Source organism: Acinetobacter sp. WC-743, from assembly GCF_000335555.1.
Classification (GTDB): Bacteria; Pseudomonadota; Gammaproteobacteria; order Pseudomonadales; family Moraxellaceae; genus Acinetobacter; species Acinetobacter bereziniae.
This window is the reverse complement of sequence record NZ_AMFQ01000142.1, coordinates 1-25,136: the sequence shown is the minus strand read 5'-3', so window position 1 is coordinate 25,136 and position 25,136 is coordinate 1. Positions and strand designations below refer to the sequence as shown.

17 protein-coding genes and 1 pseudogene are annotated in these 25,136 nt (G+C 36.3%); 12 read left to right on the top strand and 6 right to left on the bottom strand.

Annotation, left to right across the window (positions count from 1 at the left end; translation table 11 throughout):
- Window positions 1-282, bottom strand: coding sequence for a hypothetical protein (locus ACINWC743_RS21595; protein ID WP_004830519.1), 282 nt, complete (start codon window positions 280-282; stop codon window positions 1-3).
- 324 nt (window positions 283-606) lie between these two features.
- Between ACINWC743_RS21595 and ACINWC743_RS21590 the strand changes: the two genes are divergently transcribed.
- The 5 genes from ACINWC743_RS21590 (at window position 607) to ACINWC743_RS21570 (ending at window position 4,090) form a co-directional block, all read left to right on the top strand.
- Window positions 607-822, top strand: a complete 216-nt coding sequence (locus ACINWC743_RS21590; protein WP_004830520.1) for a hypothetical protein — start codon at window positions 607-609, stop codon at window positions 820-822.
- 124 nt (window positions 823-946) lie between these two features.
- Window positions 947-1,945 (top strand): alpha/beta hydrolase, encoded by a 999-nt coding sequence (locus ACINWC743_RS21585; protein WP_035301559.1) that lies wholly within the window; start codon window positions 947-949, stop codon window positions 1,943-1,945.
- An 80-nt stretch (window positions 1,946-2,025) separates the two neighbouring features.
- A complete protein-coding gene (locus ACINWC743_RS21580) occupies window positions 2,026-2,250 on the top strand; it encodes a hypothetical protein (RefSeq protein WP_004830522.1) in 225 nt (74 codons plus the stop codon).
- Between the two features lie 889 nt (window positions 2,251-3,139).
- Entirely contained in the window at window positions 3,140-3,472 is a 333-nt protein-coding gene (locus ACINWC743_RS21575; RefSeq protein WP_370469257.1) for a DMT family transporter, read from the top strand.
- Window positions 3,473-3,493: 21 nt separating this feature from the next.
- Window positions 3,494-4,090, top strand: coding sequence for a TetR/AcrR family transcriptional regulator (locus ACINWC743_RS21570; protein WP_009587023.1), 597 nt, complete (start codon window positions 3,494-3,496; stop codon window positions 4,088-4,090).
- A 441-nt stretch (window positions 4,091-4,531) separates the two neighbouring features.
- Here the strand turns inward: ACINWC743_RS21570 and putA are convergent, their stop codons facing one another.
- The gene (putA, locus tag ACINWC743_RS21565) at window positions 4,532-8,284 is read right to left on the bottom strand and encodes a trifunctional transcriptional regulator/proline dehydrogenase/L-glutamate gamma-semialdehyde dehydrogenase (RefSeq protein WP_009587019.1); all 3,753 of its coding nucleotides are present in this window, start codon (window positions 8,282-8,284) and stop codon (window positions 4,532-4,534) included.
- A 120-nt stretch (window positions 8,285-8,404) separates the two neighbouring features.
- On the opposite strand from putA, the gene ACINWC743_RS21560 reads away from it, so the two are divergent.
- Window positions 8,405-8,908, top strand: a complete 504-nt coding sequence (locus tag ACINWC743_RS21560; protein WP_009586999.1) for an Lrp/AsnC ligand binding domain-containing protein — start codon at window positions 8,405-8,407, stop codon at window positions 8,906-8,908.
- A gap of 40 nt (window positions 8,909-8,948) precedes the next feature.
- On the opposite strand, the gene putP is transcribed toward ACINWC743_RS21560, so the two are convergent.
- The gene (gene putP, locus ACINWC743_RS21555; protein ID WP_009587014.1) at window positions 8,949-10,454 is read right to left on the bottom strand and encodes a sodium/proline symporter PutP; all 1,506 of its coding nucleotides are present in this window, start codon (window positions 10,452-10,454) and stop codon (window positions 8,949-8,951) included.
- A gap of 378 nt (window positions 10,455-10,832) precedes the next feature.
- Here putP and aspA point away from each other — a divergent pair, with 378 nt between their 5' ends.
- Together aspA and ACINWC743_RS21545 are read left to right on the top strand one after the other, a co-directional pair.
- Window positions 10,833-12,290, top strand: coding sequence for an aspartate ammonia-lyase (gene aspA / locus ACINWC743_RS21550; RefSeq protein ID WP_009586990.1), 1,458 nt, complete (start codon window positions 10,833-10,835; stop codon window positions 12,288-12,290).
- A 134-nt stretch (window positions 12,291-12,424) separates the two neighbouring features.
- The gene (locus ACINWC743_RS21545) at window positions 12,425-13,423 is read left to right on the top strand and encodes a DUF4349 domain-containing protein (protein WP_009587008.1); all 999 of its coding nucleotides are present in this window, start codon (window positions 12,425-12,427) and stop codon (window positions 13,421-13,423) included.
- A 53-nt stretch (window positions 13,424-13,476) separates the two neighbouring features.
- Here the strand turns inward: ACINWC743_RS21545 and ACINWC743_RS21540 are convergent, their stop codons facing one another.
- The gene (locus ACINWC743_RS21540; protein ID WP_035301558.1) at window positions 13,477-14,178 is read right to left on the bottom strand and encodes an SIR2 family NAD-dependent protein deacylase; all 702 of its coding nucleotides are present in this window, start codon (window positions 14,176-14,178) and stop codon (window positions 13,477-13,479) included.
- Between the two features lie 175 nt (window positions 14,179-14,353).
- On the opposite strand from ACINWC743_RS21540, the gene ACINWC743_RS21535 reads away from it, so the two are divergent.
- Window positions 14,354-16,339: a DUF1266 domain-containing protein gene (locus ACINWC743_RS21535; protein WP_009586985.1), complete on the top strand. Its 1,986-nt coding sequence runs from the start codon at window positions 14,354-14,356 to the stop codon at window positions 16,337-16,339.
- Complete coding sequence (locus ACINWC743_RS21530; protein ID WP_009587004.1) at window positions 16,336-18,363, top strand: DUF4034 domain-containing protein; 2,028 nt, start codon at window positions 16,336-16,338, stop codon at window positions 18,361-18,363. Before ACINWC743_RS21535 ends, ACINWC743_RS21530 begins: the two co-directional genes overlap by 4 nt.
- A 355-nt stretch (window positions 18,364-18,718) precedes the next feature.
- Here the strand turns inward: ACINWC743_RS21530 and ACINWC743_RS21525 are convergent, their stop codons facing one another.
- Both ACINWC743_RS21525 and ACINWC743_RS21520 read right to left on the bottom strand, forming a co-directional pair.
- The gene (locus tag ACINWC743_RS21525; protein WP_009586996.1) at window positions 18,719-19,054 is read right to left on the bottom strand and encodes a hypothetical protein; all 336 of its coding nucleotides are present in this window, start codon (window positions 19,052-19,054) and stop codon (window positions 18,719-18,721) included.
- Window positions 19,055-19,153: 99 nt separating this feature from the next.
- A pseudogene (locus ACINWC743_RS21520) lies at window positions 19,154-20,452 on the bottom strand (MFS transporter).
- 598 nt (window positions 20,453-21,050) lie between these two features.
- Between ACINWC743_RS21520 and ACINWC743_RS21515 the strand changes: the two are divergent.
- Together ACINWC743_RS21515 and ACINWC743_RS21510 are read left to right on the top strand one after the other, a co-directional pair.
- Window positions 21,051-23,894: a type VI secretion system Vgr family protein gene (locus tag ACINWC743_RS21515; protein WP_009586978.1), complete on the top strand. Its 2,844-nt coding sequence runs from the start codon at window positions 21,051-21,053 to the stop codon at window positions 23,892-23,894.
- Between the two features lie 2 nt (window positions 23,895-23,896).
- Window positions 23,897-25,051 carry a LysM peptidoglycan-binding domain-containing protein gene (locus tag ACINWC743_RS21510; protein ID WP_009586973.1) on the top strand — a complete coding sequence of 385 codons (1,155 nt, stop codon included), beginning with the start codon at window positions 23,897-23,899 and terminating at the stop codon, window positions 25,049-25,051.
- The last annotated feature ends 85 nt before the right edge of the window (window positions 25,052-25,136 follow it).

The following is a 25,136-nucleotide window of genomic DNA, read 5'->3' as shown; positions in this document are numbered from 1 at the left end:
CTAAAGACTAATGGCACTCTCATTATGAATATCCTCTAGCCAATCATTTAAGTCCAAATCATTGGTAAAAGAGTGTTCTTGATCTATTTTAAATACTAAAAGCGAATCATGGATACTGATAATGCTGGTTAAGTGTTGACGAATGATTGTTGCATCATAATGGGTATGTATGAGCCAAGTTGAAGGGTTAACTCGAATCGAAGCATCATAGTCACAGATCAGTTTATGAACTTCCTCAAAATGATGTTGATGAGAAGAATTCAAAATAATTAAATAATTCATATTCACAACCTCCATAAAAGAGATCAAAACAAATAACTTTTATTATGTAATGTGATAAATATCACGATTTATTCAATCTAGCACCAATCACCGAGGATGGCTGAAAAAATGTCGGACAATTTAGAGCAGTTTTATTGAAAGTTACTTTTATGTTTTAAATCTGATTAATCCTTGTCTAAATTATGTTACATAAAAACAGAATCAAAATTTTAAAATCTAGCTAAACTGAGATACACTTAACTTTAATTTATTTAAATAGTCGGCTCATCACATTATGAGCTTTTTCACCTTTTTTATGATTGTATGAAAATTTGAGGCGGTAAAATGTTGGTTAAAATAGAAGATGGTTTTTATCTAAACTCTCTACATATTATTGCAGTGCATGTTTCGAAGAATATGATTACACAAGATTTTTCTATTGATATTAAATATACACCCCATAGTCAAAAGGCGAATGGAACGTATCATAAAAAATGTCAAAGCAAAGCAGAGGCAGACTTGTTTTTGCAAAGTTTGCATCAACAAATTGCTAAAATTTAACAGTAAGTTTTGTTGATTTCGACATGTATTAAAACAGCAAGAAAAGTGTTTAAATCTAGGTTATATTGCCATCAATATATTTAAACTCATCAACGCTATGGTGAGTGATCGTTTTGAGTTTAATATGCTTAGATTTAATATTCTTATCTGTGCAATATCTTTATTCACACTTTCTGCTTGTCAAAATGTACAGAAAAGTAGCAAAGTCATCGCGCGAGTATTTGATACATCAACACATTTTCAACAATTGTTGATGGATAAACATGCACCTGAACAGGTAGTTGTACATCATAATATTGCTTATCAAACAACGCCAAGATTAAATTTTGATCTCTATCAGCCTGAGAACATTAAACAGTCAACACCACGACCAACCATTGTTTGGATTCATGGTGGTGGTTGGATCTCTGGTGCTAAAGACAACGCAAGAGGTTATTTTAAATTACTCGCAGCTCAAGGCTATAATGTGGTGTCAGTAGAGTATCAGTTTGCACCTGAAGCCATTTATCCCACTCAACTCAATCAAATTAATCAAGCCTTACAATTTATTCAGCTAAATGCCAAACAATATGCAATTGATGCAAACCAATTATTTTTAGCAGGGGATTCTGCAGGTGCGAACTTAGTCAGCCATTATGCAGCCTTACTCACAAATTTTGATTATGCAAAGCAGTCTTCATTTACCCCACTCATTCAACCATCCCAAGTAAAGGGTTTAATTTTGCATTGTGGAATTTATGACATGAATGCGTTTGTGGATACAGCACCAGAAGAAATTAAATTGATCGAATGGGGTGTCAATACGCTTGTTGAAGCGTATACCGGAAATCAAAAAAATAATGCTGACTATTTAAAGGCATTATCACCAATTCATTATTTGACAGCCCATTATCCACCTGTTTTTATCAGTGGTGGCAATAAAGATTTCTTGACAGAAACACAGTCCATCCCATTTGTGAATGCGTTGCAAGAAAAGAAAATTCCTGTAAAAGCTGTGTTTTATCCTGAATCAAAAGAATGGTTAGTTCATGAATATCAATTCTTTTTAGGAAAACAAGCCAGCCAACAGACTTTTGTAAAAACCTTAGATTTTTTGAAGAATAATACTCATTTACAGAAATAAACTTAAAAAAATTCCCTTTTTAAATGGAACTGTCATAAAACAGTGTTATAAAAAATTAAAGCGTTCGCGGGGAATTAAAGATGGAAATTAGTGTTAAGCAGATTAATAAGCGTATTGAAGAATTTCAACAGTCCGGAAAGCAAGCGGAAACTTTAAAGATTGGATATAAGACTTATGCGAAGTTGATGAATGAAGATAAATTTGCTGATGCACTGAAAAAAGATGTGAATGATCCAATGATTCGTTACTACAAAGATATAAAAATTAAATTAGTCACTGAAAAGCATCACTTCGAAGTCAAATAAACGGTTTTAGAGATCGATCACTCAGGGAAGAGTGTAATATTCATGAAAAAAACTCATTTATAGTTCAAAATAATAGATTTAAGCAGCAATATCTTAATTTTTATACGATTAAAATCATTGTTGTGATTTTATCATCACAGATCATTATGAAAAATTGCTTATCGTATTAGTCAATAAACCCCTCCAAGATATATTGTTGAAATATATAATATGATTAAGTATTTAATTTATTTAATTTTTTACCAAAGGGTAAAGTGGTTGAGCTATTTGCTATTAAGTATTACTAATTAAAGTTAAAATATCTGCATAATATCCACTTTTTGTATAAAAATTTTAATCAGTATAGAATAAAATGAAAATAAGTAATGATTATTGAATAAAAACAATTATATGATGAAGTTTATCATTCGAAAAAGATGACTTAAACCTTTATTTCTCAAATAAAAATTGTGCAAGTTCACAGAAATATGAAGAAAATATGTATTTTGAGTTTTAATCATACTTAATGATCTTACAAATTGTGACAAAATATATTAGAATAACAAAGTGTTTTATTTTGTGACGAAGAAAAATGGAAATTCTTAATTTTATAAAAAGTTTCAATACCTTAAATACTTATCTAATTTTAGCGATAACGGTTTTGATCTTTATCATTTCATTTTTTTATTTTATCAATCCGATCTAAGTTGAAAAAGTGAAAAAAGAAAAGGTGGAAAAAATGGATATTCCACCTTTTTTTATAAAAAATATAATTAAACAAAGAGATAGAGAAATAGCATAGCACAAAACTTCAACATTTTTTCATGGCTTGATATTTGAACTTTTCATTAAAATTATATAGCATACCAACCATTCGGTATCTTTTTTGGTTCAAAAGATGAACTCAATCCTGTTTGCTTATATTTTGTTGGCGATTGCAATTATTGCAGAAGTTACAGGTTCTACTTTTTTGGTCAAATCCCAAGGTTTTACCAAACTTGCCCCAAGCTTATTGGTGGTCCTGTTTTACGTCATTTCCTTTTATTTACTTTCACAAGTGATTAAAACCATACCTTTAGGTATTGCTTATGCAATATGGGCAGGTGTTGGAATCATTCTTACCGCTTTGGTCGGTTATTTTATTTTCAAACAGAGTTTGGATATTGCTGCAATTATCGGTATTGGGTTAATTATTTCAGGTGTATTGGTGATTAACTTGTTTTCAACTTCTGCAGGGCACTAAGCGAGCAGTGGGTAGGATAGTGTGAATATTGGTAAAACTATAACAAATCCTTATCAGCGTAAAAAAGATCCTGAGCGCGTTAAAAAAAGTATTATCGAAAATGCGATGTATTTGGCGGCAGAAAGAGGTGTAAATGGGATTTCAATTCAGGCGGTTGCAACTCGGTCTGGTATTACAAAAGGTGGTGTGTTTCATCATTTTGCCAACAAACAGATCCTTATTGAAGCAATGCTTGAAGCTTTAATTCAACAACTTGACGAACGAATCAGTGTGGTGATGAAAAAGGATGCTATTCAATATGGTCGATTTACGCGTGCTTATATTGATGTCACTTTAAGTTCAGAATTTGGTGTAGATACGTTGTGGAGTGCTTTAAGCATGACAGTAATGACAGATAAATCCTTTAGCGATAAGTGGGATTGTTGGTTGGCACAAAGATTATTACAACATGCTGATACAGACCATTCAATTGAATTGAAAATCTTACGCTATGCAGCAGACGGGCTTTGGTTTATTGAAAGTTTAGTGCCAAAAAAACAAGATGATTATATGGAAGTAAAAAAAGAATTGTTAGCTAGAACTTATTTGGAAGATGAGCGGAAAGTTCATGTGAAATAAAATATTTGTAAGTTGATGAAGTTAAAATATTATTTTTTTGACCAATAAAATCAATACGATGAATTTGTTGCTGAATGGCATAAAGTATTTATTGCCACGCTTTTTATGAAATGTCGAAATAGATCTGCGTAGGTGATGCCCCGCATAACATGGTGACATTCTTGTCGGCTCACGATAAACAGACTCTCGATGATCCAAAAATGTAAAAATAAATGGATCTCTAAGCTGTTAATAATTTGTGTATAAGCATAAAGTTCATTGGCTATGAATGATTGTAATCAAATCACTTAGATGGATAATCAGGCAATTTGCCTATAGGTGGTGCAATTTTATTTTGAAAAAAATTTACGTTTAATCGCAAGGTTTCAGCTGAAAAAACCAAGTCAAATGACTTTGACTTGGTATGGAAAATGATACAACTCATTTAAACTTACGCTTAGTTTAAGCTTGGTCTAGGGTCATCAAACTTGCATTCCCACCAGCCGCAGCAGTATTAATACTGATGGCTCGCTCAATGAGTAAAGCTGCAAGTGGAATCTTATCGTTGGCATCATGATGTGTGACGCCAACAATAGCACCTTGACGTTGTGCAATTGTGGTTTGTAAGGCTTTCAAATTTTGTGTAGAACCTTGATGGAGTACTGCATCGAATTCATCATTGGATAAGTCATTGATCATAAAAAATTGTTGCTGTAAGTTCTTTGGCATGGATTGAATCATTTTTAATGCTAAAGCATTTGTCGCTAAAATGCCCACTTGACTATTTAAAGTCATTACAGCATTAAATTGATTCAATAACGCATTTTCGTGTTCGGCAATCACGGCAATGCGATGACGCGCAACAATATGATATTGATTTGATTCTCCCGTTGGTCCAGGCAGTGCGTATAAAGCCAGAGGTGAAGTATATGCGTGCAGTTTAATTTGCGGATATTGTTGCTTTGCCCATAGCAGGAATTGCTGTTGCACTTCGGAAGGTGTCAAATTCAACTGCTCAGAAATATTTTTAACTGTACCAAAGGCAACAGCAGCTAACTCTGCTTGTTGCATGAGTTTATATAAGTAAATAGGACCACCAGCTTTAGGACCTGTACCTGAAAGTCCTTCACCGCCAAACGGTTGAACCCCAACAACAGCCCCCACAATGTTTCGATTGATATATAAATTACCCACTTCAGCATGTTCAATGGTGGTTTGAATCGTTTCATCAATACGGGTATGTAGACCCATGGTCAAACCATAGCCTTTGGCATTAATTTGAGCCAAAAGTTGTTTTAACTCTCCGTATTTGTAGGTAATCACATGCAATACTGGACCAAAGACTTCACGTTTTAAATCATCAAGATTTGGTAGCTCAATCAGAGTCGGAACAATAAAAGTCCCTAAATTTAAGTCTGAACTTGGTGTGTCATAAGCCAATTGATAAATTTTATGACCTTTGTTACGCATCATTTCAATATGGTTGGCAATATTTTGCTGTGCTTCAAGGTCAATTACAGGTCCAATATCAGTCTTGAGTAAAATCGGTTGACCGATATTTAATTGCTGCATGGCGCCTTTCAACATTTTGATTAAAGTTGCTGCATTGTCTTCCTGTACACACAATACTCGCAGTGCCGAACAACGTTGACCCGCACTATCAAAAGCTGAGTTAACTGCATCAATCACGACTTGTTCAGTCAATGCTGATGAATCCACGATCATGGCATTTTGACCACCTGTTTCAGCAATCAGTGGAATGGGTTGACCTGTTGGACTCAAACGTTGTGCAACTGTTTTTTGCAAAATTTTAGCCACTTCCGTGGAACCCGTGAACATAATACCTTGAATACGTTCATCTTGACTGAGTTTTGCACCGACTGTTTCTCCGCGTCCAGGAAGTAGCTGCACGATAGATCGTGGAATACCTGCTTCCCAAAGGATTTGAATTGCTTGTGCTGCGATCAAAGGGGTTTGTTCTGCAGGTTTGGCAATCACCGTATTGCCTGCAACTAAGGCTGCCGAGATTTGTCCAGTAAAAATAGCAAGAGGGAAGTTCCATGGGCTGATACATAAAATTGTCCCAAGCGGCGTAAGATGTTGATCTATACTTTGCATCTGTGCGGCATAGTAACGCAGGAAATCAACAGCTTCACGTACTTCAGCAATGGCATTACTGTAGGTTTTGCCACTTTCGCGGCAGAGTAATACCATAAGCTCTTGCAGACGTGCTTCCATTAGGTCAGCCGCTTTCAGTAGTAAGTTGGCACGAAAATCCTTCGAGGTATTTTTCCATGCTTCAAACGCACGATGTGCATTGTCCAATGCTAAATCTACCTGTGCAGATTCCGCTTCAATGACATGACCGACAATATCGGTATGATCTGATGGGTTGAGAATTTTTTGTGAATTTGCTGCATCAAAATCCGATACATTAGACTGATCAATTAAACTATAACTGTTCCATTGATACTTTAAAAAATGTTGAACGGTTTGATTTAGAGCTTTTAATTGGCTGTCATCGGCAAGATCAAAACCTTGTGAGTTTTGACGAATTCCCTGATATAACTGATGCGGTAGTGGAATTGCAGGATGTTTTAAACCAATTTGATGCTCTTTTTGCGCAGTTTCAATAATTTCCTGAGCTGGATTTTCAATCAAATCTTCAATGGGAATATTTTTGTCCGCAATACGATTGACAAAAGAAGTATTGGCGCCATTTTCCAAAAGACGACGTACAAGATAAGCCAACAAGGTTTCATGATTGCCGACAGGTGCGTAAATACGGCAAGGAATACCTAATTTCTTCGCCGAAATATCTCCCACTACTTGTTCGTATAAAGGTTCGCCCATGCCATGTAAGCATTGGAATTCATATTGACCCAGATAATATTTTTGTGGATCTGCCAGTTGATAAATCGTGGCAAGCGTTTGCGCATTGTGCGTCGCAAATTGAGGGTAAATTTGCTCTGGTGCTGCAAGTAATTTTTTTGCACAAGCAATATAAGATAAATCGGTATGAACTTTACGGGTAAAGACTGGATAGTCAGAAAAACCATCAATTTGTGCTTTTTTGATCTCACTGTCCCAATAAGCACCTTTAACCAAACGGATCATTAAGCGTTTATGACTACGTTGAGCAAGGTCTATTATATAATCAACCACATAGAAACAGCGTTTCTGATAGGCTTGTATTACAAAGCCGATACCTTTCCAATCAGCAAGTTGTGGCTCAAAACATAAACGTTCGAGCAATTCCAAAGAAAGTTCTAAACGATCTGCTTCTTCTGCATCAATATTTAAACCAATATCATAATTTTTTGCCAAAAGCGCTAAATTTAAAATACGTGGATAAAGTTCGTGATGAACACGTTCAGTTTGCGAGCGTTGATAACGTGGATGTAGTGCAGAAAGTTTGATGGAAATACCAGGACCTGCATAGACATCCTTGCCTTCCGACGCTTTACCAATCGCATGAATTGCTTGAGTATAATCATCAAAATAGCGATCCGCGTCATGTTCAGTGAGTGCAGCTTCACCCAACATATCGTAAGAATAACGAAAGCCTTTATCTTCAAGTACTTTGGCATTATCCAATGCTTCTTCAATGGTTTCTCCAGTTACAAACTGTTCACCCATCATACGCATGGCAACATCAACAGCCTTACGGATAATACCTTTACCTGTACGTGCCAGAAGAGAGGTAAGTACGCCTGAAAGGCTAGACTGTTTTGGTGTTTCCATTAATTTGCCTGTCAGCATTAATCCCCAAGCTGCGGCATTGACAAACATCAGATTACTTTGCCCTAAGTGATCTTTCCAGTTGCCTTGATTAATTTTATCGCGAATTAATAAATCTCGTGTGGCACTATCAGGAATACGCAGCAATGCCTCAGCCAGACACATCAAGGCGATTCCTTCTTGAGACGATAAAGAAAACTCTTGAAGTAAGCCTTGTACAATACCAGCTTTACCTGATGAGCTTTTACGATCTCTTAGACTATGCGCCAAATTAAATGCGGTGTCATAGATCTTTTGACTCATTTCTTCAGACAATTGACTGTGTTCAATTAGATTTTCAACACACTCTGGTTCAGCACGTCGCCATGCTGAATTGATTGCATCTTCAAAGTCTGTTTTTTCTTTGAATTCAGTGATGTAATCTAAACTTGGTGCGAGTTTAGGGTCTAAAATTTGGGGTGAATTCATATTCATTGTCAACGTCCTGTGACTCGCAAATATTTTTGTTGAGCTGTGTGGTTTATATAATTTATGATTGCAGAATATTTGGTGAATAACTCACTATAATTTTAAGAATATTTAGAGAATTATTCTATGGAAAGTGCATATTTAACACTGGATCGTATAGATATTCGGATTTTAGAAATTTTGCAAAAAGATGGAAAAATTTCCAATATTAAACTCGCTGAAGAAGTTAATTTGTCTCCTACAGCAGCCTTAGCCCGTGTACAGAAACTCACAGCAGAAGGGTATATTCTTGGTTATGAGGCAAAGCTTAACCCCAAGATGCTGGGAGCAAATTTTGTGGTATTTGTTGAGATTTTATTAGACAAAACGACCCCGAATGTCTTGGATGCCTTTTCAGAGGCTGTGGTTCAATATCCTGAAATTATGGCTTGTCATATGATTAGTGGAGGCTTTGATTTTTTGGTGAAAATTCGCTGTGCCAACATGGAAGCTTTTCTGCATATTTCGGGACAAGTATTGTGGCAGTTGCCTGGTGTCAAGGAAACACGAAGCTACCCAGTCATGGAAGTAATTAAAGATAGTTCACAATTACATCTTAATTTTAAATCCAAAGTAAAAGCGAAAAAATAATAAAGGGGCATCAGCCCCTTTATCGTTTCATGATCTACGCTTATAAATTTTTCATTTCACGGTCATATATTTGTTCAGCATCATCAAAACGATCAGTGACTTCTTTTTCAGGCGCTTTACCCAATAAACTTACCACAATGATACTGATCAGAGAGAAGATAAAACCAGGAATGATTTCATAAAGCCCAGTCGCTGCCATGGTGTTTTTCCAAACAATTACAGTCACAGCACCGACAATGATTCCGACCAAAGCACCATTTAAAGTCATGCGTTTCCAGAACACTGAAAGTAAAATCAATGGTCCAAATGCCGCGCCAAAACCTGCCCACGCATAAGCAACTAAACCAAGTACTTTACTTTCTGGGTTAAAGGCTAAAATAATGGCAAGCACAGAAATCGCAAGCACCATCAAACGACCGACCCAAACCAATTCAGTTTGTGACGCTTTTTTACGAATAAAAGACTTATATAAATCTTCGGTTAATGTACTTGAACAGACCAAAAGTTGGCAGCTTAGGGTACTCATCACAGCAGCAAGAATTGCCGCCAAAACAACACCTGCAATCCACGGGTTGAATAATATTTTGGTGAGTTCCATAAATACCGTTTCAGGATTTTTTGCCACAATTGCTGCTGAAGGTATATCTGGATGTGCTTGAAAATAAGCAATACCGACATAACCTACTGCCACGGCACCAGCTAAACAAAGAATCATCCATGCCATACCGATACGGCGTGCATTTGGGATTGATTTGACTGAATCAGCAGCCATGAAGCGGACCAGAATATGCGGTTGACCGAAATAGCCTAAGCCCCAAGCCATTGATGAAATGATGGCAATAAAACTTACCCCTTGGAACATATTTGCAGCATGTGGACGAGCAGTTTCAATTAATTGCGTCACATGTTGTAAATCACCTACAGCCAAGAAAGTCATGATTGGTGCCAACAACAAGGCGAAAATCATTAGACCTGCTTGAAAAGTATCTGTCCAAGAGATAGCAAGGAATCCACCGATGCAGACATAACTGATGGTTGCAATCGCGCTGACCCAAAGTGCGGTGGTATAGTTCATTGCAAAAATACTTTCAAACAAACGTGCACCTGCGACCATGCCTGACGCGCAATAAATACCAAAGAAAATCAAAATGACCAATGCAGAAATAATGCGTAAGACTTTTTTCTTATCGCCGAAACGACTGGTGAAATAATCTGGCAATGTCAGGGCATTATTCTGTACCTCAGTGTGAACACGTAAACGACCTGCGACCAAATACCAGTTTAACCATGCACCGATGATTAAGCCGATTGCAATCCATGACTCAGATAAACCCGTGAGATAGATTGCGCCTGGCAGCCCCATGAGCAACCAACCACTCATATCAGATGCACCTGCCGAAAGCGCGGTGACAAAACTACCTAAACTTCGACCACCCAAGATATAGTCTGAGAAATCAGTGGTCTTTCTATAGGCATATAAGCCGATACAGACCATTGCAATAATATAGAAAATAAAGGTCACAACTGTGGGGTTGATTGAGTCCATATCTAATTCATTCCTTGTGGAGCAAATCTCCAAGTTTTATTTTTTTCACATGAGTTTCACGAGCGGATTCTTTCACATAAATAAAAAATATCGCTGTAATTTTTATAAGGTGATTATGCAAGCTTTTTGTATCCAATTGTACATTTAGATACAAAAGCGAAATCAGCATTTATAAAGCAAATTTAAATAAAACGCCGTGCTTTTTCAAATTGAAGAAGTATAAGTGAATGTTGTTACATAAAGTTACATGAGCAACAATACCTATATCATATCGAAAAATTGCGGATAGAAATGACATATTTTGCTAATACAAAATTTTTATAGAGAGAATATGATAGGAAATGCACGGCTATAGTGCATAAATAACGAGAATATCCCATGGAAACAGTCCAACTTGCTGCAGAAATTACAAGAATAGAAAAAGATTTGTTGGGAAGCAAAGAAGTACCTATAAATAGTTACTACGGCATCCATACCGTTAGAGCTTTAGAAAATTTTAATATTTCTAAACATACTGTCGGTGAACAAAGCTTTTTTATCCGCGCATTAGCCCAAGTTAAAAAAGCTTCGGCACAAACCAACTTTCAATTTAATAAAATATCGGAAGAGATGAGTTTAGCCATTCAACAAGCCTGTGATAAGTTAATTGAAAATCCTCAAGACTGGAAAGATTCATTTCCATCGGATGTTTACCAAGGCGGTGCGGGTACATCGATCAACATGAATACCAATGAAGTGATTGCAAATATTGCTTTAGAGTCAATTGGTTATGCAAAAGGTCGATATGATATTATTCATCCCAATGATCATGTCAACAAATCACAATCCACCAACGATGTTTATCCGACAGCGTTACGTCTAGCGACATATTATTCATTCGATCTGTTATTTGAAAAAATGAACAATTTGATCAGTTCGCTCATTTTAAAAGCATCAGAATTTCAATTTGTACTGAAAATGGGGCGAACTCAATTACAAGATGCCGTGCCGATGACATTGGGTCAAGAATTTCATGCCTTTGCCACCCTATTAAAAGAAGATGTACGTTTAATTAAAAAAACACGAGAACTTTTATTGGAAATTAATTTAGGTGCGACTGCGATAGGGACAGGTGTAAATACACCGCATGGTTATGCAGCACAAGTAAATCATAATTTAACCGCTTTAACAGGTCTAAAGTTGATTGGCGCTGAAGATTATGTCGAAGCGACCAGTGATTGTGGTGTTTTTATCATTCTTTCCAGTGCATTGAAGCGTTTGGCTGTCAAACTTTCTAAAATTTGTAATGATCTACGCTTGCTGAGTTCTGGACCACGTACAGGATTATGGGAAATACGCTTACCCGAATTGCAAGCAGGTTCATCAATCATGCCTGCAAAAGTTAATCCTGTTATTCCTGAAGTGGTCAATCAAATTGCTTTTAAAGTAATTGGCAATGATTTGGCGATTACTTTTGCTGCTGAAGCAGGGCAATTACAGTTGAATGTAATGGAGCCTGTGATTGCGCTCTCGATGAATGAATCCATTGAGTTATTGATTCATGGGATTCAAACCTTGGATGAGAAATGTATTCAGGGCATTATTGCCAATGAAAAAACTTGCTATGACGCTGTAATGCGTAGTGTGGGCATCATTACTCTACTTGATCCTATTTTAGGGCATGCAAAATGTGATGAAATCGGGAAACAGTGCATAGCTGAAAATAAAACCATTCAAGAGGTCGTATTAGAACAAGGCTTATTAACACAACAACAGTTAGATGAAATTTTCTCATTTGAAAATATGATTTCTGAAATTGCAGTGCAGTCTTATGATGAAATAGGGCATACAGGTTAAACAAGCATCAAATAAATAAAATAGATCAGTTCTTAATACAGCATTTCGATGCTGTATTTTTATGCATGGTAAAAATCGGAAAATGTCTTTATAATCTCAAAAACTTAAAAATCATTAACTAAAGTCAATAATTTATGAATAATAAACATTTAATCCTCGCGCTTAGTCTTGTTCTAATTTCTGGATGTGCAAAAAAAACAGAAGAAGCTGCTGAAAGTGCATCTGCACAAGATTCACAAGTGGTTGCGCAAGATGCTGAACAAGTCGCGGATGCTTCTGAAAAAAGTAATGAACAAGCTGCTGAAAATACTGTTGATACCACACCTGTAACTGAACAAAAGCCTGAAACCATTTTAAGTACCGATGTCAGTCAAGCAGAAAAAGCACGTCGTATGGTGCGAGAAGCACAAGTTAATTTTACGGCTAAGGATGTGGTAAAAACTGCTTTAGAAATCGATAAGCTTACTTTTCAGGCAGGTGGTTTTATTGAGCAGAAAAATATCAGCTTTGATGTGTTAGATAAACAAACGCAAAAAATTGGTGATGGTAAAATCCGGGTTTTTGAAAAAGTTGATCCGCATGCAGAAATTATTGTACGAGTGCCTAGTGACAAAGCTGCTGTGTATGTAAATCAATTGTTGCCTTTAATGTACTTTTTGAACCAGCAACAGTATTCCGCAAAACGTTTTGAGTTAAAGCTATTGGAAGAAAAAATGGCACAAACTCAGACTGTACCAAGTGATACTAAACAGTCTCAACTGAATGAAATCTCTCGTTTAACACAACTTGAAGTGCAAGACCGTGTTCGTTTCAGCACCATTAGTATCACCATTAAACAACCAGCAATGGTTCGTGAAAGTTTAGATGTCGATGTAGATGCAGTAGCACGTTTAAATGGTGATGGTTTTTGGAAACGCGCTTGGGAAGGTATTCAATACGGTTGGCAATTTATTTTGGACTTGTTGGTTATTTTAGTGACCATTTGGCCACTTTATTTACTGATCATGGTTGGATGTATTATTTATCGAATGACGAAGCCTTTATTGAATAAGTTATTCAATGATTCATTAGCAACTAAGCCAATTAAGGATGAGAAGAAAGAGCAGGCTCACCCAAATGATGAAAATAAATGATTCATCAAAGTGTATGATGAAGTCTTTAAAACCAGTGTAATTACACTGGTTTTTTAATGATTTGTAAATTTTTCAAAAAGTTGCTGCATACCATCCGTTGCGTTCATTTTTAGACATTCATATTGTACTGGTACACGCGAATGGCTGGCTTGAGGGTCAATATAATATGCTTCACAATATTGTGGAATTTCATAAATCAAACCTGCGACAGGATAAACAGCCAAGGCTGAACCAATTACAATAAAGATATCTGTATCTTGAACAGTCTGGATTGCCTGTTCATAAGCAGGCACAGCTTCACCAAACCAAACGACGTGTGGGCGGAGTGGATAGCCTTCAGGGCATTGATCTTTTTCTAAATCCAACTTCCAACCTTGAATGGGGTAAAATTCATTGCTGTATTCCGCATGTGGTTTTGAGCTTTTGGCGAGTCGAATGTTGCCATGCAGATGGATCACCTGTTGACTTCCTGCACGTTCATGAAGGTCATCTATATTTTGAGTAATGACATGTACCTCAAAGTATTGTTCAAGCTCAGCAATGATCCTGTGGGCGAGATTGGGCTTGGCTTCAAGTATGTTTTTACGACGTTCATTATAGAAACGCTGAACCAATTCAGGATTACGTTGCCATGCTTCAGGGGTAGCGACTTCTTGGATATTGTAGTTTTCCCATAATCCACCACGATCACGAAAAGTATCAATACCACTTTCCGCACTCATTCCTGCGCCTGAGAAAATCACAATTTTTTTCATCATATAAGCATTTGAAAATTTTTAAAATACTAACATAAATACATTTAAATTTTAGGGAATTCTATTTCCTAAGGAGTATTTTGTTATAAACTATTCACATTAAATATTTCGATATTTGGAATATTTTTATAAAAATCAGACTGTAATATAGTAGAAATACGTTAAATGGAATAGCATGGAAACACGAGATATTGTCAATGCACCTGAAGTTAAAAAAACAATAGTAGAACGTAGCCAACGCCGTAAAGATGACCCAGAAATTACCCAATGGTTTGAAAAAAAATTCTTTGAATATGTGATTAAACATTTTAATCCTGTCTTTCATGTCAACTCAGTTGCTGCTTGGAAAATCTGCCAGTTACCTCAGCCGATTCCTGCATGGTTTTTGAAAAAACTCGAACAACAACCAGATAGCCACATGCTGTACATTGACCCTTTGCATGAACAGATTTTGGCGCTAGAAAAACCACTGTTAGAATTTTTTAATTCCAGACTCAAAACAAATCTAAAAGGCAAATTCATGAAAATGACTTATGACCAAGTATTAGACGCTTGGCATAAAGATCATGAAGCAATGAAAAAGCGTTTGGAAAAAGGGCAATGGGACAGTTCTGAACACGCGATTAGCGAGGTTTTAGCGTTAGATACGGGACGTTTTATTGAAATTACCGCCACAGGAATGTTGTTGCGTAAAGAGATGGCTTTTGAATCACGTTATATGCAACATTGCCTAGGACAGTTCGCTAACCTGACTGAACTTAAAGATGGCTATGGTGAGCATTATGTGACACAGAAAGAATATGGTCTATTTCGTTATTTTAGCCTAAGAGATGCTTCTAATAAGCCACATGTCACCATTAGTTTGGAATGGGATGGTGAAGCGTGGTGCATTGAGCAAATTAAGGGGAAACAAAACCAAGTTCCAGTTAAAAAATATGTCGATGATGTTTTATTATTTTTAAATCATATTCAACCAAAAAATAATCACAATTCAGATTGTTCGAATCTTGGAATTATATATCGTCCTGAACTTTTAGACTCACAGCAAATTGATGATTCAGTTGAGCAACAGAAAAATAGCTTACTGCACATTGAACAACTGCCATATTTTTACTTTTATGAATTAAGCGATCCATTGGTTGTTGAAGGAATTGTGATGCAAAATCCAGATTTAATGGATCTATGTACACAACAAAGCTCAGTTTTACAATGGATGATGTTGGCAACAAATAAAGAGGAATACATTCAAAACCCGCAAAATATTTTAATACAACAAGTCATGCAATTTAATCAAACAGATTTTGATCAAAGAAAACTAAATATTCCACTAAAATTTGAAAAGAAAAAAACACTTCCACTTATTTTACATTTGATCTTATTGCCTTTTTATCTCATTTTTTTAGTGTTAGGTATGCTCAGTCAAATTCCTTGGATTGGCTGGATATTTAAAATTTTAATGTTTGTTTTTGCAATCCCTGCAATGCCATTTTTAAAAAGTAATGCAGATCAAAGAAAAAAATGGGCTTTGGCAACAGGTGATTTGATTTATGTACGCAATAAAATTTCTTGTGATGATGTGGATACATTAATGCTTGATGATTTTAAAAATCATGAAGCAAAATTTAGAACACATTTAGACCAACTTTTGAAACTAGAACAGAATAGTCAAATTGAACGTTTGCAAAAAATTGAATTTTTTTTAAAAGAGTATTTTTATGTCGGCGATTTATATGGTTGGTATGATTTGAATCAAGAGGTTCGACCTTATTATCGTGATGTTTTGGTCTATGCCCACATCCAAAAAATTATCATGATGCGCTTATTACATCAATTTGAATATGTCGGTGAAGATGAAGCTTGGCAATACATTTTGGCTTCGGCTCAAATTATCCAAGAGTGTTGTACAAGCTGGCAGGAAATGGGGCAATATTATGCACAAGGTCGTGAAATTGACTTGATTGTGCGCCATTCGGACTATAACAATTATGATAAATCTGCACGCCATGAAATCCAGCAATACCTTGAAAAACGTTCATGCAATTGGAAATCTTTGGACTGGAATTTAACACTTTTACCAGAACTTGCAGACTTAAAAATCCAGCCCATTATGTTTGATTCCGCTCGAACATCCCCAGATTATAGTATGAGAGCTTCATCATGATTAAAGCTGAGTATGTCCATGAAACTTTAAGAAAAGAAGGGCAATATCCACTGGGTCTACTCGAAAATAGACAATATGAAGCCTTAGAGCAATTTTTTACCCAACTATGGAATAGCCGTACTGAGAAAAGCGCTTTTCAATGGGAAAGTGATTGGTTTGCTTACCCTTATCAAATGTTTTCTGAGATGTTTTTAAATCAAGGACCTCAGGCACTTCAGCACCTTGAAGAGTGGTCAAAAGCATACCCTGAGAGTTTTTTTCCTTATGTGATCAAGGTACGTTATTGGGCATTTTGGGCTTCTGAATATCGCGGGGGAACTTGGGCAAATCAAGTTTCAGAAGATATGTGGGATTGTGCTCGTGAAGCACAAAAGCAGATTTATACAACTGCAATGCAGGCAATTGCTTTTTCTCCAAATGCTTGGACTGTTGTGATTCACTTACTCAATGCAGCAGCAAAGCTGGATGAACCAAAATGGTTTGATAAGTGGCTATTTAAACAAAAGCAACCACAAAATTTAAAACATGTCATTAAGCCCAAATTACAGAAAATTGCCAAGTTAAGTGGATTATCAACAGATTTAGCTTTGACATTGCCTCAACAAATTCCAGACATGCTTAAACCGTATCTGGATTTAAAATCTGAATTGGATTTACCGCAAAATGAAGCGGCATTTTGGTTGAAAGTTTTTCTTGATCAGTCTCAGTATGGTCTTGTTGCTGCAATTGACTATTGCTGGTATTTATTGCCACGTTGGGGCTATAACTATCAGGCAATCATCGAGTTTATACAATCTGATTGGTGTGATCATTTTACTGAAATTGAAAAAAATGAACTTCACTTTGTGATGTGGTACGACTCTGTAGAGGACAGCTATTCCGATGATCAAACGGGCGAGATTAAAAAACATATTCAAATCGCTTTAGACTTATTAAAACGTCCTTTGAGTGAAAAAAATCGCGCTAAGATTTATTTGCGTTTGGCGTATTTTTATACTTTGTTGAATGAGTCTGATGCAAAAATTCTAGATTGTTATTTGCATACGATTGGGTATGATGTATTTGATGAATATGATTTGCAACGTGCTATTTATTATTGGTTTAAATATGCAAAAGATCATGATTTTTTAGGTCATATTGCTATTTCCAATCGTAAAACCCTAGCCAGCGCAGCGGTTCTTTATGGATTACTTACTCAGCATGGTTGGTCTGGTGTAGAAAAAAATCCATTGGTGGCTCAGTCTTGGTTTGAGTTCGCTAAAAGTTTAGAAAAACCTAAAGCTTTTCCTGAAGGTGAATACTGTTGCTTCTATCGTGTTTATAAAAGTTTTGATGAACTTGAAAGCTATCCTGATGTGATTGATATGTTACACGCCGCATCAGAGCTTGGTTATGTCAACCCAAGTTTTACCAGTGGTTATATTCATTCAAGAGAAGATTCGAGTTTATATGATGTAGATATAGCTAAGAAGTATTCAAACAAAGCTGCTGAACAAGGGCATTATATTGCCATGTATAATATGGGGGTAAATTACCTTAATCGGGGTATTAAAGATGATGAAAGCAACCCATTTCCATTATTAAAACAAAGTTTGGATTATTTTGAACAAGCACGAATAGGACTTGAAAAATCACGCACAGATGGTACTTATGAGTATCAAGAACTTGAAGATGACATCATAGACCTATATGCGGATCGCTTATATCACTACAGTTATTACCCTGAGCTGGGTGATATTATTATTCCGCAATTGGTTTCGCATGGTTGGAATCGGCATATCAAGGCAATGAGTGCATTAGCAAGGCTTTACGCAGATCAAGCCAATCGTCCGCACTACTTTGACTATACGATGGCAGTTAAATGGTGTGAGGCAGCACGTTTACAAGAACCTGAAAACGATGATGTGCTTGATGCAATTGCTGTGGTTGAAACAGATTCGATGAAAAAGATTTTAAAATATCAGTTTACAGTCGACAAAATCCCCGTTGAAGATATGCCGGGTCGACAGGACGTATTGTTTTAAATGGCGTTTCATGGTCAAGGTTTTGATCAGAAATTTATATAGTCAATCTTTTGAAAAATAGACATTAAATATAATTTCTAGATCAATAAAATCAATACGATAAATCTATCGTTTGATCATATAAAGCTTGTAGCCGCACTTTGAATCCAAAGTTTAAATTGTTTTGTGTAGGCAATACTTTACTTTGCTAAGTAAATTTTTTGTTGAATCGCATTCTTGCGCTGCAAACAAAGCAGCGCTTTATCTTTGCTTATATAGCTCGGCTCAACATGGCGACATCCATATCTAAACTTTGATTTTTTAAACAAAGCTAGATTCAAGATTCGCTGGTGTTATTGCGAAGTGTAGAAGGGGATTATTTTAATAATTTAATATGTTTGATGAAATAAAATGATTCATCGTCACTTGGACCTGCAACACGTCCTGCATTTTTCTCTAATTTAATGTCTGCTTGAACTTTTTTTTCAAAGTATTGCTTTTTAAGTGTTTGTCCATCTATTTCTTCATCTAGATCAAACCATTTGCCACATTTCTGATCGCAGTAGGCATGAATCGTCTTACCTTGTACATTTTTCAACATTAATGAAAGGTCATCTACACCACCACCACCCACCAAAATATAGTTTTGTGTTTTGGCATAGGCACTCAGACTAATCGCGAAAGATACCAAGATAAGTGAGAGTTTTTTCATTATTTCCTCAGGATATTCTATAGTCTTATGATTTAATGCTATATTTTACATGAAAAATTTTAAGGTCTGTATAAACAGACCTTAAATCATTGCAGGAGATTAGTGATCGTGATGTAAATATTTGGGTTGTTTCGGTAGTTGCATACTACAGAATAAACAAATTATCAGCATGACAATCACATAAACGAAGAACGTGTTTTCATGTCCTAAATCTTTTAATTTAAGCGCGACAGCGGGAGCTGAACCGCCAAAAATTGCGTTTCAGACAGCATAAGCAAAACCAACGCCTAATGCGCGAATATGCGGTGGGAACATCTCAGCTTTTACCAGTCCACTAATGGACGTATAAAAGCTCAGTAACATCATTAAGAACACCAACAATGCGGTCACAATAAATGCTGAACCACTAAAATATGGCATAGCGATTACCATGACTGGATAAATAAAGATTGCACAACTGATACTAAACAGCATCATGGACGATCGACGACCAATTCGGTCTGCCAGCATTCCAAACAATGGTTGAGCGCACATAAAGATAAACAATGCAATGGTCATCATATAACCCACTGTTTTATCAGCGAACCCTAAACTGGTGATATAGGTTTTTGAATATACCGTGATGATATAAAAACACAAAGAGCCTGCCGAAGTATAACCAACCACCAGTAAAAAGGTGCTCCAATTCTTGGTCAGTAACTCTTTTAGACTTCCTGAACCTTCTTTACGTCCATCATCTTCAGAAAGTGTTTCTTTCAAATGACGACGAGCAAAGAACGAAAGAATCGCAACCACACCACCAATGATAAATGGAATACGCCATCCACCATCCATAAGCTGTTCTTTTGACATCAGTGCCAACATGATCACGCCAAGTAGACTCGCCAAGAGCTGTCCGCCAGACAGTGTTACATACTGGAATGATGAGTAAAAACCACGTTGACCTTTTAAAGCCACCTCACTCATATAAGTGGCTACTGTCCCATATTCACCACCTACTGAAAGCCCTTGCAACAGTCTGACCGCTAACAATAAAAATGGGGCAGCCATACCGACTTGTTCATAGGTTGGAAGTGCTGCAAATAAAAATGAGCTGACCGCCATTAAACTAATGGAAATGATCATCGACTTTTTACGCCCAAAAGTATCGCCAATCCATCCAAATAACCAACTGCCGATTGGGCGCATAAAAAAGCTGGCAGCAAAAACACCCCACACATAAATTGCTTTGGTGGAGTCATTCATATCGGGTGCAGTTAATGCATGGGTAAAATAGGTGGCAAAAGCGGCATAAATATAAAAGTCAAACCATTCCACTAAGTTACCAGATGCAGCGCCGACAATAGCCATGACACGATTACGTTTTTCGTGAGGCGCGTAGGTATGTGTTTCAGTCATAAAACATCCTTATTTTTGTGCTGCAATAATTTATGTTTAAAAATGAGAAAATTAGACTTTTTAAATTCCAAATTCTTTTGATGATTTTAGATTTAAATCATGAATGAAAAGCGACATTGGAACAAAAAATACACAGCTTACTACATGTCAATCTATAAAATTATGCATGAATGCTATTGTTTTTATTTGCGTAATATGAGAATTTATAGATTAATAGCATGTTATAAAAATAAATATATAACACTAATAATCAGACATGTTTAGTGTACTTACAAGTTTTATAATTTTTAAATTTCCTTGGTTAAAAACATATTTAAACTGATCGAATAAAATGAGAATTTTAACGGGAATGGTGAATTGAGTTTTTATTTGTCATGTTTATATAAAAATAACTATAAATTATATAATAACTCACAGAATTGATAGGCAATCATGGAATAAATTTAATTTCATAATATGTCCTGTAATTTATAAAATACTGTGAAAATTATCAGTAAATCAATTAATTAGCTTTCATGTGAAAAATACTTTGTGGTAGACAAATCATGATATTTTATTATATGGTGATGGTGAATTTAGAAAAAATACACAATAGATCATGTTTAATAATATTAATTTTGTTTTGGAAAAAATGGGACTTTCTGCTCAAAAACGGGCTTTACATATTCAATTTAGCAATCCCAATTTGGCTGCCGATGTATTCTTGCAACGTATCGATGGGACACATACCATCAATGATGGCTCGAATTTACAACTTATTTGTTTATCTACACGAAACAACATCGCCTTAAAAAGCTTTATTGGGTGTCGTGTAGCCGTTGATATGGTCAATGATCGATCTGAGTTCAATCGAATTTCTGGAATTGTGACTAAAGCTGAGCTGGGTTCCTCAGATGGTGCGTTGACAATTTATCGCCTTTCTGTAGAAGACCCAACTGCGCTTTGGAAGTATCGAAGAAACTCGCGAGTATTTATGAATATGTCTGCTTTACAGGCAGTAGAAGTCATATTTAATGAATGGCGAGAAAGATCTCCACTGTTTGCTTCAAGTTTGACTTTGGATAAAAGTGGTCTAACCAAAGACTATGATATTCGACCCTTCATTATGCAGAATAATGAACGAGATATAGATCTTATTCAAAGGCTTCTAGCATCGGAAGGCGTGACCAGTTTAATTGATGAGACACAGCTTAAAGTGTCTTATTTTAATGAACAAATCCAACCTCAAAAGCTTCGTTTAATTGATGACAATACTCAATATAAAAGTTTAGAACGTCGCATTATCCGTTTTCATCGAAGTTCGGCTGTCGAACAGCAAGACACCATCACAGCATTGACAGGTTTACGTTCACTTCAACCGACGTCTGTACATATTCAACGATGGCAAGCTGATATGTTAGATATAGAAGAAGGCGCAGGCAATGTTTTAAGTAAGTATCAGCAGAGTGAAAACTATGACAATGCCAGTTTAGGTTTAGAACAAGTATGGCAGTTTAGCCCTGCATGGACCCAAGACTTGAATGGAGAAGAAGGAGTAACGCCATCGGGTAACAATCAGGTTGAGCGCTTTAACCAAAACCTCAGCGATTACTACGCGTTACAAACTAAACAATTTATCGCTATATCGACAGTAAGAGATGCGCAGGTTGGCTATTACTTTGAGCTTAACCAACATCCAAACCTAGATCTAAAGGATGTTGCCGATCGGCAATTTCTGATTATATCCAAAACCTTTTATCACCAAAATAATTTACCGAAAGATTTGTCTCATAAATTTGAAATGTTATTGAAACAAAGCCAATGGCAACTCACCCATATCACCACAAACAACAGCGAACAACGCCAAGCCAATCAGTTGCTGTTACAACGACGCAATATAGCCGTTGTCCCTGAATATAATCCGCTGAAACATCGACCTACTACATATCCAATGCGAGCGAGAGTAGTCGGACCGCGTGGGGAGGAAATCTATGTCAATGAACGAGGTCAGATTAAGGTAAATTTCTTGTTTACCCGTCACGAAGATCACCAACATGATGGTGGTGCAGGTGCGAACGATAATGATACTGACTCGGCTTGGGTGGATGTATTAACGCCGTGGGCAGGAGAAGGCTATGGGGTACGATTCTTACCGAGGGTCGGAGAGATCGTCATGATCTCGTTCAGTGATGGTGACATTGATAGACCCTTTGTAGTGGGACGAATTCATGAAGGGTATCGCTATCCGACCAAGTTTGATGACCAAGGAAAGCTCCCTGATACTAAAAAACTTTCAGGGATCAAAACTAAGGAATATAAATCTGATGGGTTTAATCAACTGCGCTTTGACGATACCACCAACCAGATCAGTACTCAGTTACACAGCAGTCATGCGACAAGCCAACTGAATCTTGGGAATTTAAGCCATCCAAAAGAAACCGAGACCAGTGAAGGGCGCGGAGAAGGTTTTGAATTAAGAACGGACCAATGGGGCGCAGTACGTGCAGGGAAAGGCTTATTGCTAAGCACTTATACTCAAGACCAAGCCAAAGGCGATCATCTTGATGCAACGCCTGCCAAGAAACAACTTGAAGGCAGTCAAAACAAAAGTAAAGTACTCAGTGATATCGCCAAGAAGCAAAAGACCGATGAAATAGAATCAGTTGAGCAACTTAAAATATTTGCTCAACAGCTCCAACAAGAAATTGCCAAATTTAATCAAGCGGTGCTTTTACTCAGTTCTCAAGATGGAATTGCTTTAAGCACACCTGAAAATATCCATTTATCTGCGGATGCCCAAATCAATCAAATTGCTGGTGACAGCATTAACTTTAGTACGCAAAAGAACTGGATCGTGCATGCCAAGAATAAAATAAGTTTATTTTCAGTGATGAATGGCATCAACATTATCGCAGCACAGGGAAAATTTAATATTCATGCGCAGGCAAATGCTCTAGATATATTTGCCAAACTTGGGATCACAATATCTTCGACAGAAAACCGTGTTGAAATCAATAGCTCGAAAGAAGTTCAGATTACAGGCAAATCTTCAAGGATTACTTTGAACGGTGCTGGTATTTTATGTGAAACAGATCGAATGTTCGAAGTAAAATCTGGACAACAGATGTTTCAAAGCGGGGTTAAAGTTAAAACTGAAATTCCATTACTCCCAATCATGAATAATATTAGATCTTTTACGAATAAATGGGATTTTTATAACTTATTTTATGAAAATAAATTTTCAGAAGTTAAATATAAGTTAATCAATACGAAGAATAATACCTACATTTCAGGAACTTTGGATGCGCATGGTCGTACTCAACGTGTAAATACAGATGAAAATCAAGACTATGAAATTCTCATAGGAACAGATAATGCATGGACTGTATCTATTGATGATGGCAATGAAAATGATGATTTTGAGTATCACTGTAACTGTGATTCACATGAGCAAGAGATATAATTATGGATTGTTTAGCAAATATTCGGTTTTTAGATGCATTAGATCAACCTATTAATGGTTTAGTTCATCAACTTTGGGTGGGCACATTGCTTATATCAGACTTTGTCACTACTACAAATGGTGAATCAGTGTGGATCAAACGTCCAATAGGTACAATCATAGATATTCGAGTAAGAAATATAACTTCAGGAAATTATGAGTCAAAAGTAAAAATACAGTTAATTGGAGAAAAAACTACATTTATTGTACGTAGCCCAAAAGTACTGTTAAAAGGTTTAAATCTTTCTGCAAAAGATGTCGCTACTGGGGCATATATAAGATCAACCTATATTGTTGCTGAAGGAGACTATTTATCTCGAATAGCAGTGGATAATAATACCACAATAGTTGAATTAATCAGGATTAACAGTCTAAAAAGTGATACTGATATTCATCCCGGGCAAGTATTAAAGCTTCCCATTAAACAAACAAATTTAAAGTCTTCGCCAGAAAATAAACCAAAACCACAAGAAGCAAAGCCAAGTCAGCAAGAAAAAACGAAGATTATTGTTGTTCAGCAGACTGATACTTTAGCTTTGATCGCCAAACTCACAGGAAATACAGTTGATGAAATTAAAAGACTAAGTGGTCTAAGTAATGATCAATTGAGCCCTAATCAAAAGTTAAGAGTTTATGACCGTCAAGTAAAATCAGCTACTACGAAGAAAACTGAAGAGAAAAAGCCTGTAATGCCAAAAGTAAAACAAGACGCGTCAAAAAATAAGGAGTCAACGCCTGTAGCGACAGTGGAGTCGCCTGAGTCCGTTAATGTAAATGGTTTGTTGCCTGAAGCATGTGGTGGAGAAAAGCATTATAAGAGAACTCTAGCTCGAATAGCTGAACTACACTCTGTTTATCAACCAGTTGTTGTTAAATTAATTAATATGGCCTACGAACAACTTGGTATTACGTGGGTTATTACTGATGGTTATAGAAGTCCTGCTGCTCAAGGTAAATTATCTGGTGGGGTGACTAATGCAGGACCATTGCAAAGCTATCATCAATATGGTTTAGCTATAGATATAGTATCTGTAAGAGATGGTAAAATTACATATCTTACTAGTGATTCTCAATCTGTAGAAGATAGTAAGAAACTTGGACCAATTGATATGTGCTGAATTAGCAGGAGACTTTCACTTGGGATATGCTAGGCAGCTAACCGATAAAAGTTCTCTGCTATTTGATTTGGCGTTTTAAAATCCA